This window comes from Pedobacter alluvionis (assembly GCF_003664035.1).
GTDB lineage: Bacteria > Bacteroidota > Bacteroidia > Sphingobacteriales > Sphingobacteriaceae > Pedobacter > Pedobacter alluvionis.
Genome location: NZ_RCCK01000011.1, coordinates 636,529 through 653,686, shown reverse-complemented (window position 1 = coordinate 653,686; position 17,158 = coordinate 636,529). Strand labels below are relative to the sequence as shown.

14 protein-coding genes and 2 tRNA genes are annotated in these 17,158 nt (G+C 37.9%); 10 read left to right on the top strand and 6 right to left on the bottom strand.

Annotated features, from left to right (window positions below):
• Positions 1-141: 141 nt before the first annotated feature.
• Genes BCL90_RS10520 through ileS form a run of 3 tightly spaced genes read right to left on the bottom strand, consistent with a single transcriptional unit; the run spans position 142 to position 4,559 of the window.
• Positions 142-744 (bottom strand): lipoprotein signal peptidase, encoded by a 603-nt coding sequence (locus BCL90_RS10520; RefSeq protein WP_121283934.1) that lies wholly within the window; start codon positions 742-744, stop codon positions 142-144.
• On the bottom strand, positions 744-1,127 hold the full coding sequence (locus BCL90_RS10515; RefSeq protein ID WP_025144123.1) for a TraR/DksA family transcriptional regulator: 384 nt from the start codon (positions 1,125-1,127) through the stop codon (positions 744-746). Before BCL90_RS10515 ends, BCL90_RS10520 begins: the two co-directional genes overlap by 1 nt.
• A gap of 30 nt (positions 1,128-1,157) precedes the next feature.
• On the bottom strand, positions 1,158-4,559 hold the full coding sequence (gene ileS, locus BCL90_RS10510; protein ID WP_121283933.1) for an isoleucine--tRNA ligase: 3,402 nt from the start codon (positions 4,557-4,559) through the stop codon (positions 1,158-1,160).
• An 84-nt stretch (positions 4,560-4,643) separates the two neighbouring features.
• Here ileS and BCL90_RS25415 point away from each other — a divergent pair, with 84 nt between their 5' ends.
• Both BCL90_RS25415 and BCL90_RS10505 read left to right on the top strand, forming a co-directional pair.
• On the top strand, positions 4,644-4,832 hold the full coding sequence (locus BCL90_RS25415; RefSeq protein WP_134380444.1) for a hypothetical protein: 189 nt from the start codon (positions 4,644-4,646) through the stop codon (positions 4,830-4,832).
• Positions 4,829-5,101, top strand: a complete 273-nt coding sequence (locus tag BCL90_RS10505) for an isoleucyl-tRNA synthetase (protein ID WP_207908448.1) — start codon at positions 4,829-4,831, stop codon at positions 5,099-5,101. Before BCL90_RS25415 ends, BCL90_RS10505 begins: the two co-directional genes overlap by 4 nt.
• Before the next feature lie 796 nt (positions 5,102-5,897).
• On the opposite strand, the gene BCL90_RS10500 is transcribed toward BCL90_RS10505, so the two are convergent.
• On the bottom strand, positions 5,898-8,249 hold the full coding sequence (locus BCL90_RS10500) for an efflux RND transporter permease subunit (RefSeq protein ID WP_244094998.1): 2,352 nt from the start codon (positions 8,247-8,249) through the stop codon (positions 5,898-5,900).
• A gap of 119 nt (positions 8,250-8,368) precedes the next feature.
• Here BCL90_RS10500 and recO point away from each other — a divergent pair, with 119 nt between their 5' ends.
• The 6 genes from recO (at position 8,369) to BCL90_RS10470 (ending at position 12,501) form a co-directional block, all read left to right on the top strand.
• Entirely contained in the window at positions 8,369-9,094 is a 726-nt protein-coding gene (gene recO, locus BCL90_RS10495; protein WP_121283932.1) for a DNA repair protein RecO, read from the top strand.
• 95 nt (positions 9,095-9,189) lie between these two features.
• Positions 9,190-9,264 (top strand) — tRNA-Val (locus tag BCL90_RS10490).
• 152 nt (positions 9,265-9,416) lie between these two features.
• Positions 9,417-9,491: transfer RNA gene (locus BCL90_RS10485), tRNA-Val, on the top strand.
• A 403-nt stretch (positions 9,492-9,894) separates the two neighbouring features.
• Entirely contained in the window at positions 9,895-10,806 is a 912-nt protein-coding gene (locus tag BCL90_RS10480) for a UbiA prenyltransferase family protein (RefSeq protein WP_121283931.1), read from the top strand.
• A 98-nt stretch (positions 10,807-10,904) separates the two neighbouring features.
• On the top strand, positions 10,905-11,531 hold the full coding sequence (locus BCL90_RS10475; protein WP_121283930.1) for a class I SAM-dependent methyltransferase: 627 nt from the start codon (positions 10,905-10,907) through the stop codon (positions 11,529-11,531).
• Positions 11,532-11,604: 73 nt separating this feature from the next.
• Positions 11,605-12,501: an NAD(P)/FAD-dependent oxidoreductase gene (locus tag BCL90_RS10470; RefSeq protein ID WP_121283929.1), complete on the top strand. Its 897-nt coding sequence runs from the start codon at positions 11,605-11,607 to the stop codon at positions 12,499-12,501.
• A gap of 14 nt (positions 12,502-12,515) precedes the next feature.
• Here BCL90_RS10470 and BCL90_RS25690 read toward each other — a convergent pair whose 3' ends face one another.
• Both BCL90_RS25690 and BCL90_RS10465 read right to left on the bottom strand, forming a co-directional pair.
• Positions 12,516-12,680: a hypothetical protein gene (locus BCL90_RS25690; protein ID WP_166792111.1), complete on the bottom strand. Its 165-nt coding sequence runs from the start codon at positions 12,678-12,680 to the stop codon at positions 12,516-12,518.
• A gap of 203 nt (positions 12,681-12,883) precedes the next feature.
• Positions 12,884-14,341, bottom strand: coding sequence for an amino acid permease (locus BCL90_RS10465; RefSeq protein WP_121283928.1), 1,458 nt, complete (start codon positions 14,339-14,341; stop codon positions 12,884-12,886).
• Between the two features lie 670 nt (positions 14,342-15,011).
• On the opposite strand from BCL90_RS10465, the gene BCL90_RS10460 reads away from it, so the two are divergent.
• Both BCL90_RS10460 and BCL90_RS10455 read left to right on the top strand, forming a co-directional pair.
• Entirely contained in the window at positions 15,012-15,347 is a 336-nt protein-coding gene (locus BCL90_RS10460) for a PadR family transcriptional regulator (protein WP_055903176.1), read from the top strand.
• A gap of 15 nt (positions 15,348-15,362) precedes the next feature.
• Positions 15,363-17,105: a PspC domain-containing protein gene (locus BCL90_RS10455; protein ID WP_121283927.1), complete on the top strand. Its 1,743-nt coding sequence runs from the start codon at positions 15,363-15,365 to the stop codon at positions 17,103-17,105.
• Positions 17,106-17,158: the final 53 nt, after the last annotated feature.

The window sequence follows — 17,158 nt, the reverse complement described above, 5'->3', positions numbered from 1 at the left end:
AATCTAATGTATTTGTCTTATTGGTCGGCGTGATACCAACCAATAGGATTTAGATAAAAAAGCCCATCTCAATTAAGAAATGGGCTTTTCAATATTATAGGCAAAGATGCTGAAACGAGTTCAGCACGACGAGTAGTTTATTTAATCTTCTACAATTTCACTGTTGATGCTTACCTCATCTTTTACATCTTCTTTAAAGTAGTTTTTCTGGAAGATGAGGATTAGTATCACACCAACTGAAATGGCTGCATCTGCGAGGTTAAAAACAGGTCTGAAGAAAACAAATTCTTCTCCTCCCCAAATCGGTAACCAGCTAGGGAAATGGCCTTCTGCAATTGGAAAGTAGAACATATCTACCACACGACCATGAAACCAGCTTTCGTAGCCATAAATCTTTCCGTAAAATACAGAATCGATAATGTTTCCTAATGCACCAGAAAAAATCAGTGCCACATTTAGGATTAAACCACGATGATATTTATGCTTAATTAGATAATGTAAGCCATAACCGATTCCTGCAACAGCGGCAATACGGAAAAGCGATAAGGCTAGTTTGCCAAATTCGCCACCAAACTCCATTCCAAAGGCCATCCCATTATTTTCGGTAAAATGGATAATAAACCATTTACCAATAATATGGAACTCCTGTCCAAGGTACATGTGTGTTTTAACCCAGGTTTTAACCAGCTGGTCGGCCAGTAAAACCAAAAAGATAACAATTAAAGGTTTTGTATAGCCTTTCATTAACTCTGCTTTAATTTAGCTTCCATGCTTAAAGTAGCATGAGGAACCGCACGTAAACGCTCTTTTTGGATTAATTTTCCGGTTTCGCGGCAAATACCATAAGTTTTGTTCTCGATACGTACTAATGCATTCTCCAGGTTGTCAATAAATTTTTTCTGACGTGCAGCCAATTGATTGATCTGCTCTTTTTCCATTGTTGCAGAACCGTCTTCCAATGTTTTGTATGCACCTGAAGTATCTTCGGTTCCGTTGGCATTTGGATTACTTAAAGAAGTGGTTAAAGAGTTAAGTTCCTCTTTCGCCATGCGTAATTTATCTTGAATTAATTCTTTAAATTCTTGTAATTCACTGTCTGAGTAGCGTGTTTTGTTGCTGTTTTCCATGTTTTTAATTTAGTTTTCTAATATATGGATTTATATTTTAGTTACTGAAATGCTTAAGTCAACATCATCAATAACGATTTTGTTTGCATTATTTACAGTATCTGTTAATTCTAATTCATCGGCCAATATTTCTGCGCAAATGTAATCCTTGTTTTTAGCAACTGCGCTGGCCACCAAGTTATCATTTTGTAATGAAACTTTAATCCTATCGGTTACTTCGAAGTTTAATTCTTTTCGCAAATTCTGGATACGATTAACCAACTCGCGAGAAATACCTTCTTGTTTCAGTTCTTCTGAAATGGTAACATCCAAAGCCACAGTTAGACTGCCCAGGTTGGTTACCTGCCATCCCGGAATATCTTCGGCAAAAACCTCTACATCATCATTTATGTTGATGGTAAATTCTTCTCCATTGCTTCCAACTACGATGATGAAACCATCACTTTCTAAACGCTGGATGTCATCCTGATTTGAGTTTTCTAAAGCCTGTTTAACCAGGCTCATGTCTTTACCTACTTTTTTACCTAACGATTTAAAGTTAGGTTTCAGCTTTTTCTTAACAATGCCATGCGTATCAGTAATAAACTCGATATGTTTTACATTCGTTTCGGAAAGGATATAATCTGCAACCTTTGATATTTTTTGTTCAAAATCGCCACTTAAAGATGGAATTAAGATTTTTTCGAGTGGTTGACGTACATTAATGCCCGATTTTTTACGGAGCGATAAAACCATTGATGAAATATCCTGGGCGTAAACCATACGCTCGTTCAAATCGGTATCGATTAAACTTTGATCAGCCTCTTTCCATAAAGTTAAGTGGACAGATTGTTCTGCATGTGCATCGGTAACAGTTAAGTTTCTGTATAACCAATCAGCAAAGAAAGGTGCAACAGGACTCATCAACTGTGCTAAGGTTTCTAAACAGGTATATAATGTTTCGTAAGCTGCACGTTTATCATCTGTCATTTCGCCTTTCCAGAAACGGCGGCGACTTAACCTGATGTACCAGTTACTCAAATGTTCATCAACAAAAGCCTGAATAGCACGGGTAGCTTTTGTTGGTTCGTAAGTGTTGTAACTTTCATCAACTTCGTTAATTAAGGTTTGCAATAACGAAAGAATCCAACGGTCTAATTCCGTTCTGTCTTCCACTTTGCTTAAATTATTTTTATCGATCTCGAATTTATCGATATTGGCATACAAGGCGAAGAAAGCATAGGTGTTGTAAAGTGTTCCGAAGAATTTACGGCGCACTTCAGCAATTCCGTCAATGTCAAATTTCAGGTTATCCCAGGGATTTGCATTAGAAATCATGTACCAACGCGTTGCATCAGCACCGTATTCATTAATGGTTTGGAATGGATCGGCTGCATTGCCCAAACGTTTAGACATTTTTTGCCCGTTTTTGTCTAGTACCAGTCCATTCGAAACTACGTTCTTGTACGCTACTTTATCGAAAACCAATGTAGAGATGGCATGTAAGGTATAAAACCAGCCACGGGTTTGATCCACACCTTCGGCAATGAAATCTGCTGGGAAATCTTCATTTCCATCGATTGTTTCTTTGTTTTCAAAAGGGTAGTGCCACTGCGCATAAGGCATAGCACCAGAATCAAACCAAACATCAATTAAATCACTTTCGCGGCTCATCGGTTTGCCTGATGGAGATACTAAAACAATCTTATCCACTACATTTTTATGTAAGTCGATCAAATCATAGTTCTCTTCAGACATGTTTCCGATTTCGAATCCCTTAAAAGGATTTTCTTTCTGGAAACCAGCTGTTATAGATTTTTCAATGGCGTTATAAAGTTCCTCAACAGAGCCAATTAATACTTCTTCCTTTTTATCTTCAGTTCTCCAGATCGGCAAAGGAATTCCCCAGTATCTCGAACGTGATAAGTTCCAGTCGTTAGCGTTTTTAAGCCAGTTTCCAAAACGACCTTCGCCAGTCGATTTTGGTTTCCAGTTAATGGTTTCATTGAGGTCGAACATTCTGTCTTTAACATCCGTAACTTTAATAAACCATGAATCTAAGGGATAATATAAAAGTGGTTCATCAGTTCTCCAGCTGTGTGGGTAACTGTGGACATATTTTTCTACTTTAAAAGCTTTATTTTCTTCTTTTAATAAAATAGCAATTTCTACATCAACCGATTTTTCAGGTGCTTCGCCAGCATTGTAATACTCGTTCTTTACATATTTACCTGCAAAAGGACCAACATGATTGGTGAATTTACCCTGTAGATCTACTAACGGAACGGGGGTATCATTTTCGTCTAATACCAGCATTGGCGGTACTTCAGGAGTAGCTTCCTTAGCTACTTTAGCATCATCTGCACCAAAAGTAGGAGCGGTATGCACAATACCGGTACCATCTTCTGTAGTCACAAAATCGCCGGAAATTACCCTAAAAGCATTTTCTGGATGCGTATAAGGTAATGCATAGGTTAAAAGTTGTTCATATCTAATGCCAACCAATTCAGTTCCTTTGCATTCTGCAAGTATTTGGAATGGGATTTTTTTGTCGCCAGCTTTAAAATTTGTAAAATCCTCATCTTCATTGCTTTCAAAGAAAATTTTACTGAACTGCTTCCCAACCAGGTTTTTTGCCAGAATTACATTTGTTGGCAAGAAGGTGTACTGGTTAAACGTTTTGACTAAAACATAGTCAATTTTTGGTCCAACCGTTAAAGCAGTGTTTGATGGTAAAGTCCATGGTGTAGTTGTCCATGCCAATAAATAAATATCATCAAATCCCTGTAAGAAGCTTGGTAACGTATCGGCTAATGCTTTAAACTGCGCAACAATTGTAGTGTCAGTAACATCCCGGTAAGCGCCAGGCTGATTTACCTCATGCGAACTCAATCCTGTTCCGGCTTTCGGAGAATAAGGTTGGATGGTATAACCTTTATAGATTAGTCCTTTATCGTAAATCTGCTTTAAAAGCCACCATACCGACTCCATGTATTTCGACTTATAGGTAATGTATGGATCATCCATATCTACCCAATAGCCCATTTTTTCAGTCAATTCGTTCCACACATCAGTGTAACGCATTACTGTTTTTTTACAAGCTTCGTTATAATCTTCAATAGAAATGGTTTTACCAATATCTTCTTTAGTAATTCCTAATTCTTTTTCGGTTCCAAGTTCAACAGGCAGGCCATGTGTATCCCAACCCGCTTTTCTTTTCACCTGGTAACCCTTAATTGTTTTATAGCGGCAAAAAATATCTTTAATTGCACGCGCCATTACGTGGTGGATTCCCGGCATGCCATTGGCAGACGGTGGGCCTTCGTAAAAGGTAAACGGATTAGATTTCGGACGGGAAGAAATACTTTTTTCAAAGATATTTTCCTTTTTCCAAAAATCCAGTATTTCTTGCCCTATTTTGGCAAGTTCCAATTGTTTAAATTCGCTATACATCAATCAAGTACCTCAAAAAATTAAAGGTTGCAAAGTTAACAGAATTGACTGAATTTTGGTAGTTTTGGTGTAAATACTTTTAACGTGAAATTATTTAATATCGGGCTTACACTGATGATTGTTGCCGTAATAGCCTTGCCAATTGTTGCGGTAATAAGTCCTTCAGACCGGGATTTTGTACTTTATGCTTTTTATTTCTGCGGCTTGCTCGAACTAATTGGGCTAATTTTTGTTTTAATCCACATTGTAACACTAAAAAGAAAGAATCCATGATCAAGCTGTTAAAATTGCAGAAAGCCGTTTTCCTACTCATCGCTGGCGTACTTTCTTTTATTGCCTACAAAATTTTAGATGCTTACGAAGTAAAGGGAAGCATCTATCTTCAAATGCTGGCCGGTGTATTTATCATCATTGGTGCTTTGTGGTTGTTATATCCAATTTTATTCGCTAAAAAAGATAAAGATGGCAATGCCGAAATCATTACTGACCCAACAGTTGAGGTTCCGGTAGATGAAGAGGATCAAAAGCCTGCAACAGAATAAACCTCACCCTATCTACGCTTTTTGCTTTATCATCTGTCTGTTCGGTCCCTCTCCTCAAGGAGAGGGATGCATAGTTTCTGCGTCTAACTATTAACTTGCATAGGGAGAGGTTTTGGAAAGCAATGCCTGTATCATTTTTAATGTTCGTCCTGCTGTACGTTTGTCAGATGAAAAATCGGGATCGCTTCCATCAGGTTTAGGTAACCTGGGTATGTAAGAAGTTGGGGAGCTTTCTTCACATCTCTAGCTAGGTGTCTTTGAGCTTAGATGTTCTCATATGTCTTATATGGTTTTAAAAAAGGTTTTTGGAAAGCAATGCCTGTATTTCATTTTAGTATTAGTCCTGCTGTACGCTTGTCCCGATGAAAAATCGGGATCGCTGCCATCAGGTTTAGATAACCTGGGTATGTGTAAGAAATAAAGATATTCCTTTTCAAAGGCATTAAATGTTTTTAAAAAAAAATAAAATCTGCCTTGGGGTAAATCCCTTTTGAGTTGTATTAACTCTAAATAACAAATTTTGTAGATTTATGAATCTATGTCTGACTTAGATTTTTTGTTATGAATGGACTGGCATTTGCCACTTTTTCTTACTTGATCGTTATACGGATCCCATGACTTTGGCGCGTCTCCGCGTACCGAAAACATAGCTTATGTTTCGTGAGGACACGAACCATGGAAGACTTTTATCAAAATAAAATAGCCTTGGGTTTAAACCCAAGGCTTTGAATGATATCTATTCTGTTCAGGTTAAGCCACCGGAACTCCAAACTGCTAACTGAAAACTCCCAACTCATTAATGGTCAAACTCGCCTGCATTCTTCGCCGATTCTTCATCAGATACCGGTTTTCTTACCTTCTTTTTATCCAGCCATAAAACCAGTGCCGGCAATAGTGTTAAATTGAAAATTAAGGCTACCAATAAGGTGATGGATAGGAGCAAGCCCAGCACTACCGTTCCTCCAAAAGTAGAGGCGGTGAATATTCCAAAACCGAAGAATAAGATTAAAGCAATATGCGTCATGCTTACACCTGTTTCGGTAATGGTATCCGTAATTACCTTAGGTACACTGAAATTGGTCAGGTTTAATTCCTGTTGATAACGTGTTAAGAAATAAATGGTCTGATCGGATGCCAAACCAAAGGCAATTGTGAAAATTAATATGGTCGAAGGTTTTAAGGAAATTCCAAAATAACCCATAATTCCTGCGGTAATAATTAAAGGAACAATGTTCGGAAGCAAGGAAATGAACATTATGCCCAAGCTCTTAAACTGTGCCAGCCTTAAAAGAGAAATCAATACGATGGCAAGCGCAATACTTTCTACCAGGTGCCTTAACATATAATCCGTCCCCTTAGAAAAGATAATGCTTGATCCGGTCAGCTCTACATCAAATTTAGATGGAGGCAAAATACTATCGATACGCGGTTTTAACTCGGCCATAATGGCGTCCAAACGTTTAGAGCCAACATCAGCCATTTGAAAACTGATCCTTGTACTTTGATTTCCTTTACTGATAAAGTTGGTTAACAAACTTGCATTTCCTTTACCGCCATTGGCAATGTAGGCTAGGATAAAGTTCTTTTCTAAATTGTCTGGTAAACGAAAAAAGGTAGAGTCATTATTGTAGAATGCCTGAGTAGCATATTTTAGCCCCATGTTTACCGAAATAGAACGCGAAAACTCAGGATAGGCAGAAATCATCTTCTCCAGCTTTTCCATTCTTTTCAGATTGGTTAGGTTGAAAACTCCGTTCTTTTTCTTGGTATCTACACTTACTTCCAAAGGTAAAATACCTTCAAAATTTTTCTCAAAGAACTTTAAATCTGTTAAAATTTCGGAGTTTTTAGGCAGGTCATCAACCACATAACCGTTTACATTTATTTTCATCACTCCAATAAAGGCAATGATGGAGATGATAAGCGTTCCGATATAAATTAATCCACTCTTATTTTGAACAAGTGTATCGGTTTTAACTAATAGTTTATGCAAAAAGCCTTCCTCAACATGGTTTTGCGCTTTTAGTTTTGGCGCTGGTAAGTAGCTGAAAATAATTGGAATTAAACACAAACACATTAACCAGGTAACCATTACGTTAATAGAGGCTACACTGCCGAATTGCATCAATAACTCACTTCCGGTAAAGTATAACACCCCAAATCCGATAGCTGCAGTAATGTTAGCAATCAATGTGGTGATGGCGATCCGCTCGATGGTTATGCTTAAAGCTTTTTGTTTATCGCCATGCTTTCTGAGCTCATTCTGATATTTATTTAACAATAAAATACTGTTAGGAATACCAATAATTACAATAAGTGGTGGAATCAGTCCCGTTAAAATGGTCAGTTCAAAACCGAACAATACTAAAGTACCAATGCTCCAGATTACACCCATTACTACCACTAAAATAGGGAAGAATACGGCATAAAATTTCTTGAAGAAAAACAATAGGATTAATGCCGAAACCAGGATTGAAAGGCCCAGAAACAATACAAATTCGTTACTCACCAGTTTACTTACTGCTGTACGGATATAAGGCAGGCCTGAAATATGCACCTGAATTTTAGTAGATGCCTGAAAAGCTCTTGCTTTAGCTTCAATTTCCTTTAAAATGGGATTGCGTTCGGCAGTATTCAGGATTTTGGTATCGAAAGTGATGGCCATTAATGTGGCATTCTGACGGTTGTAAACCAATCCTTCAAAAAACGGATTACTATAAATGGTATTCCTGATCGAATCCATTTCAGCATCGGTTTTAACCAGACCACCAGGTAATGGCTTTAAAACAAATTTTTGGTTTACAGTGTCTTTTTCGAGTTGAAAAATACGTCCTGAAGATAAAACCTGTTTAATGCCCTTTAATTTCTGAATATCGTTCGAAAGCTGAACCCATTGGTTGTACACTTCTTTTTTGAAAATATCAGGCGATTGTATTCCCACCACCATTACACTTCCATCTTCACCAAACGTTTTCTTAAAAGCGTTATACTTCACAAAAGCACTATCGGTAACCGGCAGGATCTTGCTCCCAGTGTAAGAGAGTTTTACATTTTTGGCCTGATAAGCCATGAAAATTGTTCCTAATACAAAAAATACGATGATTGCGATACGGTTCTGAAGAATAAATCTCGATAGCTTAACCCACATGTGCAGCTTAGTTTTAATAATATTAAAGGCAAAACTAATCTTATTTGTAAAACCTGATTACTTTTCGCACAATTAAATTTGCACAAATAACATACTTTTGAAAAAATTGTTTTAATCGGATGTTGCACAAAGTTAGAGGCATTGTTTTAAAGACTACAAACTACAGCGAAAGCAGTGTGGTGGTGCAGGTACTTACCGATAAATTTGGTATGCAGTCTTACCTCATTAATGGTGTTAAAAAACCAAAAGCGAAGATAAAGATGAACATGCTGCAATCGCTGCATTTGCTTGATATGGTGGTTTATCATAAAGCAAATACCAATATTCAGAGGATATCGGAAGTTCGGCAAACACCTGTTTTTAAAAGTATCCCTTACGATATGATTAAAACCAGTATCGTTATTTTTTTAAATGAGGTACTGTATAAAAGTATCAGACAACAATCAGCAGATGAAAGTTTATTCGACTACATTTTCAATTCGATAGCCTGGTTTGACGAAGTGGAAGAGATAAACCCAAATTTTCATTTATCCTTTTTATTAAAGCTTACCCGTTTTTTAGGCTTTTCGCCCAATGAGAAAAGAAGAACCGATCAGATTTATTTCGATCTGCAGGAGGGAGCGTTTACCTCCAGGCTACCAATCCACTCCAATTATTTACAATTAGAGGATGCGATAGGTTTTATTTCGTTGTTTGATTCACCGCTCGAAAAAGTTTCTGAAATAAAGTTAAGCAATACCCAACGGCGCTTTTTGTTAGATAAGGTATTGGTTTTCTATACCTTACATACAGCTTCTTTTGGGGTGGTGCAATCACACAAAATCCTCGAAACTTTGTTAAGTTGAAAAAAAAGAAAAAAAGATTTGCAGAACAGTTTTATAGCGCTATATTTGCATTCCCAAACGGAGGATGGGGCATTAAGTTTGACAAAATTATAAAAGGGAAATTAGCTCAGCTGGTTCAGAGCACCTCGTTTACACCGAGGGGGTCGGGGGTTCGAACCCCTCATTTCCCACTAAGCCTTTCAGTATACTGGAAGGCTTTTTTATCAAACTTTGAAATACACCTGAAAAGGGAAATTAGCTCAGCTGGTTCAGAGCATCCCGACATTATTAGTCGGGAGGGTCGGATCGAAAAGGCCGAGATGATTTTAAAACATTACCAATAGGGAAATTAGCTCAGCTGGTTCAGAGCACCTCGTTTACACCGAGGGGGTCGGGGGTTCGAACCCCTCATTTCCCACAACAAAAAGCCTTTCAATTTATTGAGAGGCTTTTTTATTGCTATTTATGGAAGTAGCTCAGCTGGTTTAGCGCACCTCGTTTACACCAAGTGGGGCGTCCCGATTTCCAATCGGGATCATTTTCCACCGAAGCTTATCATGAAACTGTAAGGCTTTTTTTTGCGCTATCATTCTGAACGAAGTGAAGAATCCTTAACGCCTAAAATATCACCTGTGATTGATTCCTTTTAAGTTCAAGATCATTCCCTTAAAGATTCTTCACTGCGTTCAGAATGACAATTTTGAGTTAAATCGCTAAACAATACTACTAAGGTTCTAATAATGAGTATCAATTATTTTAACCAATATTATTTACCTTATTCAATTATATATCCGAAATTGCCTGACGATAAACAGTAGCAAATGCTCGGTAAAATAATCAGGTTTATATTTTTTGGAAACTACTTTGTAGGCATTCTGGCTGTTGCCCTTACACTCGAGGCTACTCTCCAATTAAGGTTGCCATTTAATTCATTAAATTACTACCTGTTGTTGTTTTTGGCACCGACTATTTATTATACCTACGCTTACAATAAGGTTTCTACTGCACCATCCACCACCAATCCCCGTAACCAGTGGTATTTCGAGCATAAGAAATTTATCAATTGGAGTCAGGCAGTGCTTTTTATTTCTTGCATGCTGTTGGCCATTAATCTACTTTACCAAAACTTTCAGCATATTCTGGCACTTCCGCTCAGTTATTGGATAGCCATTGTAATTATCATTATTGCAGGAGGTTTATACTACGGTTTATTGCCTAAATCTTTCTTAAAATTCAATCTGCGCAATACCGGTTGGTTAAAAGCTTTCGTCATCGGTTTTGTTTGGGCCTGTTGTGCCAATGTACTGCCCTTAATTATGCTTAAAATTGAAACAGGGGTAGGCTATCATGATTCCGTGCTTTGGACCTGGCTGTTTATTAAAAACTGGATGTTCTGCACGGTAAACGCAATCATTTTCGACATTAAAGATTATCCCACCGATGCCAATAAACATTTAAGGACTTTTGTAGTGCGATACGGCCTGAGGAGAACAATTTTTAATATTTTGATTCCGCTGTTAATTATTGGTTTAATCTCGCTAGGCATATTTGCCAGTTACAAAGGCTTCGGAATACCGCAGGTTTTATTTAATATTCTGCCATTTATATTAACCATTTACGTGGCCTATTCTATGCACAGGAGAAAAAACATCCTCTATTATCTGATGGTAATTGATGGACTCATCCTGTTTAAGGCAATATGCGGGATAATCGGGATGCAGTTTGTGCATTAAACATAAAGACCAAAGAGTAAAGGCCAAAGCGTATATTACATTTGAGAGGTCTGTCTTGATACTTGATTCTCAATACTTGATACTCCATACCTGATACAATGAATAACAACTACGATAAAATAGCCAATCATTACGATACCTTAAGCCGTTTGGTGTTTTTTAAATCGCAGGTTAATGCGCAGATCAATCAGCTACAGTATATTCCAAAAGATAGCTCAGTTTTAATTGTAGGTGGTGGAACAGGGTGGATTTTGGAAGAACTTGCAAAAATATATTCCAGTGGCTTAAAGCTAGTTTACGTGGAAATATCAGCTAAAATGATAGCACTTTCTCAAAAACGGAACTGTAAAAGCAACCAGGTCGAATTTGTGAATCTTGGCATTGAGGATTTTAGAACGGATACCATATTTGATGTGATTTTAACACCGTTTCTTTTCGATAATTTCGCAGAGCAACGGGCCGCAAAAGTATTTGAACAATTGAATGCGTGTTTGAAAAAAGATGGCCTGTGGTTTTTGGTCGATTTTGCGCTAAACAAAAATAATGGGAACTGGTGGAAATGGCTGTTGCTCAAATCGATGTACAGCTTTTTTAAATTACTGGGAATTGTAGAGGCAAATCACCTGATCGACATGAATCCTTACTTTATAAATGCAGGTTACAAGATCTTAGAACTGCGTTTTTATTATGGGAACTTCATTAAGGCGGTAATTTTCAAAAAATAAAATGACATTCAATTAGTGCATCAATGTTGCATTTGTAATCTTAATTCGGATATTTGTATGAAAAGATAAGAATATGGATTTTGATGTAATTATAATTGGAGGTAGCTATGCTGGTTTATCTGCCGCATTAACTTTAGGCCGTTCAACCCGGAATGTTCTGATAATCGATGCCGACAAACCCTGTAACAGGCAAACCCCTCATTCGCATAATTTTTTGACGCATGATGGCGACCGGCCAGCCGAAATTTCCAAGGTAGCAAAAGCCGAAGTGTTAAAATATTCAACGGTTAAATTTTTAAATGCAAAAGCCGATTCAGCTAAACAAATGGAAGGTGGATTTAGTGTTGGGCTGGAAGATGGAAAATATTTTACTTCTCGTAAATTATTATTGGCCACAGGTTTAAAAGATATGCTGCCCGATATTAAAGGATTGGCAGCATGCTGGGCCATTTCTGCTATCCATTGTCCTTATTGCCATGGCTACGAAGTAAAAAATGAAAAAGTAGGCCTGTTAATGAATGGCGAGCATGCATTTGAGATGGCCAAAAACCTTCACCTTTGGAATAAAGATTTAAGCATTTTAACCAATGGGAAATCGGAATTTACAGCCGAGCAAACCGAAAAACTAAAGTCTAAATCGATTACTGTTTTAGAAGAGGAGATTACTGAACTGGAACACCAAAATGGTCAGCTAGAAAACATTGTTTTTACAAGTGGAGATAAGATAGCCTTTAAAGCAATTTACGTTAAACCTGAAATAGAACAGCACGTAAATTTTAGTGAACAGCTCGGATTCGAATTAACAGATCTAAAAACGATAAAAGTAGATGAGCAGCAGGAAACTACTGCAAAGGGCGTTTATGCCGCAGGAGATTGTGCAACCTTGTTCAGGTCGTTATCGATTGTTACAGCCGCTGGAACCGTGGCCGCAGTGATGATAAATAAAGCATTAATTTCTGAAGATTTTTGATCAATCATCGGAAATTAAAATAAGATGGCGCCAATAATAGTGACAATAAACATCGCAGCCATTACGATTCTGTCAGCAGTAATCCATTGGTCTTTTGTAAGTGGTGTTGCAACTTTTTTTACGGTTTCAGCTTTGTGTCTCGAAAGTCTGAAAAGTGATGTGTCTAATTTAATAATCATGGGATAATGTTTTAATAGGGTTGATTTTATTAAGGCAAATCCCAAGCCAAAAATTCAGAAAAATGTTAAATTGTGGATAACTAATATTTTTTCTTAACGAATTGATATTTATGCGGTTGTAAATACGACTTATGATTAAAAAAGGGCAATCAACTTGTTGGATATTCCATACAACCAGACTGCCCAATATGTATAGTAATATTTTATTGTGGCTTTTCGACCTGCTTTGCTACAGCATTTAATTTACTGTTCTTTTTACCATAGCCGAAGTAAATTGCTAATCCAATAATCAACCATACCGCTAGTCTAACCCAGGTTTCCCATGGTAGAAATACCATCATGGCAATACAGGTTAAAATGCCCAGAATTGGGATTAGAGGCACCAAAGGTACCCTAAATGGACGTTTGGCTTCAGGATCTGTTTTTCTTAAGATCAGGATGCCTACGCAAACCATTAAAAAGGCCAGTAGGGTGCCAATGCTGGTCATTTCGCCTACTACATTCATGGGTACAAATGCAGCAAAAAGTCCAATAAATACACAAAGTATAATGTTCGATTTATATGGTGTTTTAAATTTTGCATGTACATCAGAGAACATTTTTGGCAATAATCCATCTTTACTGATGGAATAAAACATTCGCGATTGCGCCATTAAATCGATTAAAATTACTGAAGTATAGCCGATCAGGATAGCCAGAATAATAGCCTGACTTAACCATGCATAAGGAGTTTTTTCGATGGCTATAGCTACCGGAGCGCCGCTATTGGCAAATTCTTTGTAATTGGCCAACCCTGTCATTACATGACCGAACAATCCGAATAAAACAGTACAAACCACCAATGAGCCAATGATGCCGATCGGTAAATCTCTCGCCGGGTTTTTGGTTTCCTGTGCGGAAGCGGCAACGGCATCAAAACCAATAAATACAAAAAATACCAGTCCGGCGCCGCGTAATACACCGCTCCAGCCAAACTGACCAAATGTTCCTGTATTTTCGGGGATATAAGGATGATAATTTGCCGGATCAATATATTGCCAACCTAAAGCAATAAAAACTAAAACTACACCCACTTTAAGAAACACAATAATTCCATTTACAATGGCCGAGCCTTTGGTGCCACGGATGAGTATGGCCGTCATTAATACCACAACCAATGCTGCGGGAATGTTAATAATGCCATTAACAGTAGAGCCATCGGCAAGTTTAGCGGTTTCGAAAGGAGATAAGGTTAGCTGCGGGGGAAGATAAATGTGTAAGCTGGCTAAAAACCGGGTTAAATACTGCGACCAGCTAATGGCTACAGTTGCGCAACCCACAGAATATTCCAATACCAGATCCCAACCAATAATCCAGGCGAAAAGTTCGCCCATGGTGGCATAAGAATAGGTATAAGCACTACCTGCAACGGGAATCATAGAGGCAAATTCTGCATAACATAGTGCCGCAAAACCACAGCCTAAAGCGGCAATTATAAATGATAGGGTAACCGCAGGACCGGAATGATTGGCTGCTGCCAAACCCGTAATCGAAAATAAACCTGCCCCAAGCGTTAAGCCAACACCAATTAAAATCAGGTTGATGGGGCCTAAGGTTCTTTTAAGCGTTCCTTCGCCGCTTTCGTTTGCCTCGGTAACAATGCTGGCAATAGATTTCTTCATGAAAATAAGTTAAGACGCTGCAAAATTATTAAAATATATTAAATCTATCGTATTTATGTATTTAATTCCTATGGCTAAATTCCGCAGTCTGAAATGGGCTTTTGTGATAGAAGACTTCGGAATTTAAAGGGCTTTAGGGAAATCTGTGGCCGCGCCAGGCTGACTTACGAAGTTTCCTTAACACCAAGCTGGACAAACTTCGTAAGTCTGAGCGCTCGGAGTACCAGCCCTTAATGTTATACGTTAGGCCATTGGCACAGGTAAAATAATTTAACCATAGATAAAAAAATCCGTGTTTATCTGTGTAGATCTGTGGTTAAAAATACATCATACCAACCCCTCCCAAATAAACCTGATAGAACCAAATAGCTCCCGATTTTAAGGCAGGCCAACTTACAAAGTTTAACAGGCATGGGCAGGGCAAACTTCGTAAATTTAGCACAGGCGAAATCGGGACTATAGGTGATAGCAGGACGGCAAAAACCGAAGCATTACAGAACCTTGCTTTTCAAAAAAACATCAAAAATTTTCAGCTTTTACAGAATTATTTCCAAATCACAAAATTTAATTTAAAATTATATAATTGATAATCAATATTTTAAGAAGCTACTTTGATTTATTTTAGTACTATGTATTGCATAGTAGTATATAAAACATATATCTTTGTTATATGATAGCAGAAAATACGCAAACGCAAATGCGGAAGGGAATTCTGGAATACTGTGTTTTATCAATCATCTCACGGGGCGAAATTTATGCTTCGGATATTATTGCCGAATTAAGGGCGGCAAAGCTATTGGTGGTTGAGGGTACATTATATCCATTATTAACCAGGCTTAAAAACAACGGTTTGTTAAGCTACAACTGGGTAGAGTCTACCTCGGGCCCACCGCGTAAATATTATACCTTAACCGAAGATGGTCGGGGCATTTTATCACAATTAGATCAAACCTGGCAGGAGCTGGCTTATGCTGTAGGTATTTCACAAAAAGGAGCCAATTCATAATTAGTAAAAAAGGAAATGGAAAAGACCATCATCATCAATATAGGAAACACAATTATTCACATTGAAGAAAGTGCATACGAACGCTTAAAGGCCTACCTGAACGAAGTAAAACACTATTTTGCCAACCATGCAGATGACCTTGAAATTGTAACGGATATTGAAAACCGGATTGCAGAGCTGCTGACTGAACAATTGGAAGAACAGAAAAAACAGGTGGTAGATTCGGCCAATGTGAACGCTGTGATTGCGCAAATGGGCAGGGTACAGGATTTTGATACTGTAGAAGAAGGTGAGGAAGAACCTGTAATTAACAGTACCTACCAACACCAGTATGTAGAGAAAAAATTATACCGCGATATGGACGACCGTGTGGTTGCAGGTGTTTGCGCCGGTATTGCACACTTTGTAAATGCAGACCCTAAATGGATCAGGCTGGCAACGTTACTGATCAGTTTTGCGGGTGGATTTGGAATATTGGTATACGCCATACTCTGGATCATCATGCCTAAAGCAAAATCCCGGATTGAACGCATGGAGATGAAAGGCGAGCCTGCAAACCTTCAGGGATTTCAAAAGAACCTGGACGAAGAATTACAAGCGGTTAAAGAACGTTTAGGAGAGGTAAACAAACATGCCCAACCAATATTTGCCCGCCTGGGGATTTTTATTGGTGAGTTTTTCGAATGGCTTGGTCGCTTTATTTCAGGTACCGGTAAGGTTATTTTTAAAGTAATTGCAGGTTTCATTATTGTTTTTGGCGTACTCTTTTTACTTACTTTAATTATTGGTACAGCTGCTTTTCAGGGATTTTGGGATGCGAGTATTTACGAATATTTCCCTTTCTCTATTATCAATGAAGGCAATAGGGGGGCAATTTTATTTGGTGCATTTATTGTTTGCTTTGTACCGGTTTTGGCTCTGGTATTATTCTCGATCAGGGTAGCTTTTAACAAACAGGCCATTAATAAAACACTTTCTTTCGCTTTGTTAATTATCTGGTTAGCTGGTGTGGCTATAACAGGTTATCAGGCGGCCAAAATTTCATCAGAATTTAAGCAACATGCAGAGTTAACACAAACAACCGACCTGAAAGCTTATCCGGTATATACCATCAATATCGATAAAAGTAAATATTTCAGTAAAGAAGATAGCGTGGCTTACCACATTGATGCGAACAACCGCCACCAGATTGTAGTTGATGATTTTGAAGATGGACCATTTGTTTCACCAAACCATATCCGCATTGATATTAACAAAAGTGAAACTGGTGTTACCCGTTTAACACAGAAGTACGAATCGCAAGGTAAAACCTTTCAAAGTGCCTTGCAAAATGCGCAGAACATTAGCTACAATTATGTAATGAAAGATTCTGAACTGATTTTTAGTCCGCGGTTTCAATTGAGAAAGGGAACCATCTGGAGAAACCAGGAAGTAAGGTTAAATCTTGAAATCCCGGTGGGAACCAGATTGCTTTTAAAACAGGATGCTTACCGCTATGTTAATAATTATTGGACATGGGATTGCAACAACAGGGAAAATGACCACAATGATTATAGTGTTTGGATTATGACAGATGATGGATTGAAATGTGTTGCGCAATTAAAAGAAGAGGCGTTAAAAAAGGAAAAGTTAGAGCAGGAGTTAAGTGATTTAGACCACTTGCAAAAAGATAAACCTAATGATACCCTTTATCAGGATTCTGTATCAAACCGGATTAAGGAAGTTAAAGAAGAGTTGGGGATAGCGCCTGAAGAATAGTCAATTAAAAAATAGAAACCTATTAAAATAGATCTCTCCGTTTAGCTGCGCTT

Bases quoted from the DNA above. Each gene is read 5' to 3' on its own strand.
- BCL90_RS10520 (WP_121283934.1), bottom strand. From the start codon at position 744: ATGAAAGGCTATACAAAACCTTTAATTGTTATCTTTTTGGTTTTACTG.
- BCL90_RS10515 (WP_025144123.1), bottom strand. From the start codon at position 1,127: ATGGAAAACAGCAACAAAACACGCTACTCAGACAGTGAATTACAAGAA.
- ileS (WP_121283933.1), bottom strand. From the start codon at position 4,559: ATGTATAGCGAATTTAAACAATTGGAACTTGCCAAAATAGGGCAAGAA.
- BCL90_RS10505 (WP_207908448.1), top strand. From the start codon at position 4,829: ATGATCAAGCTGTTAAAATTGCAGAAAGCCGTTTTCCTACTCATCGCT.
- BCL90_RS10500 (WP_244094998.1), bottom strand. From the start codon at position 8,249: ATGTGGGTTAAGCTATCGAGATTTATTCTTCAGAACCGTATCGCAATC.
- recO (WP_121283932.1), top strand. From the start codon at position 8,369: ATGTTGCACAAAGTTAGAGGCATTGTTTTAAAGACTACAAACTACAGC.
- BCL90_RS10480 (WP_121283931.1), top strand. From the start codon at position 9,895: ATGCTCGGTAAAATAATCAGGTTTATATTTTTTGGAAACTACTTTGTA.
- BCL90_RS10475 (WP_121283930.1), top strand. From the start codon at position 10,905: ATGAATAACAACTACGATAAAATAGCCAATCATTACGATACCTTAAGC.
- BCL90_RS10470 (WP_121283929.1), top strand. From the start codon at position 11,605: ATGGATTTTGATGTAATTATAATTGGAGGTAGCTATGCTGGTTTATCT.
- BCL90_RS25690 (WP_166792111.1), bottom strand. From the start codon at position 12,680: ATGATTATTAAATTAGACACATCACTTTTCAGACTTTCGAGACACAAA.
- BCL90_RS10465 (WP_121283928.1), bottom strand. From the start codon at position 14,341: ATGAAGAAATCTATTGCCAGCATTGTTACCGAGGCAAACGAAAGCGGC.
- BCL90_RS10460 (WP_055903176.1), top strand. From the start codon at position 15,012: ATGATAGCAGAAAATACGCAAACGCAAATGCGGAAGGGAATTCTGGAA.
- BCL90_RS10455 (WP_121283927.1), top strand. From the start codon at position 15,363: ATGGAAAAGACCATCATCATCAATATAGGAAACACAATTATTCACATT.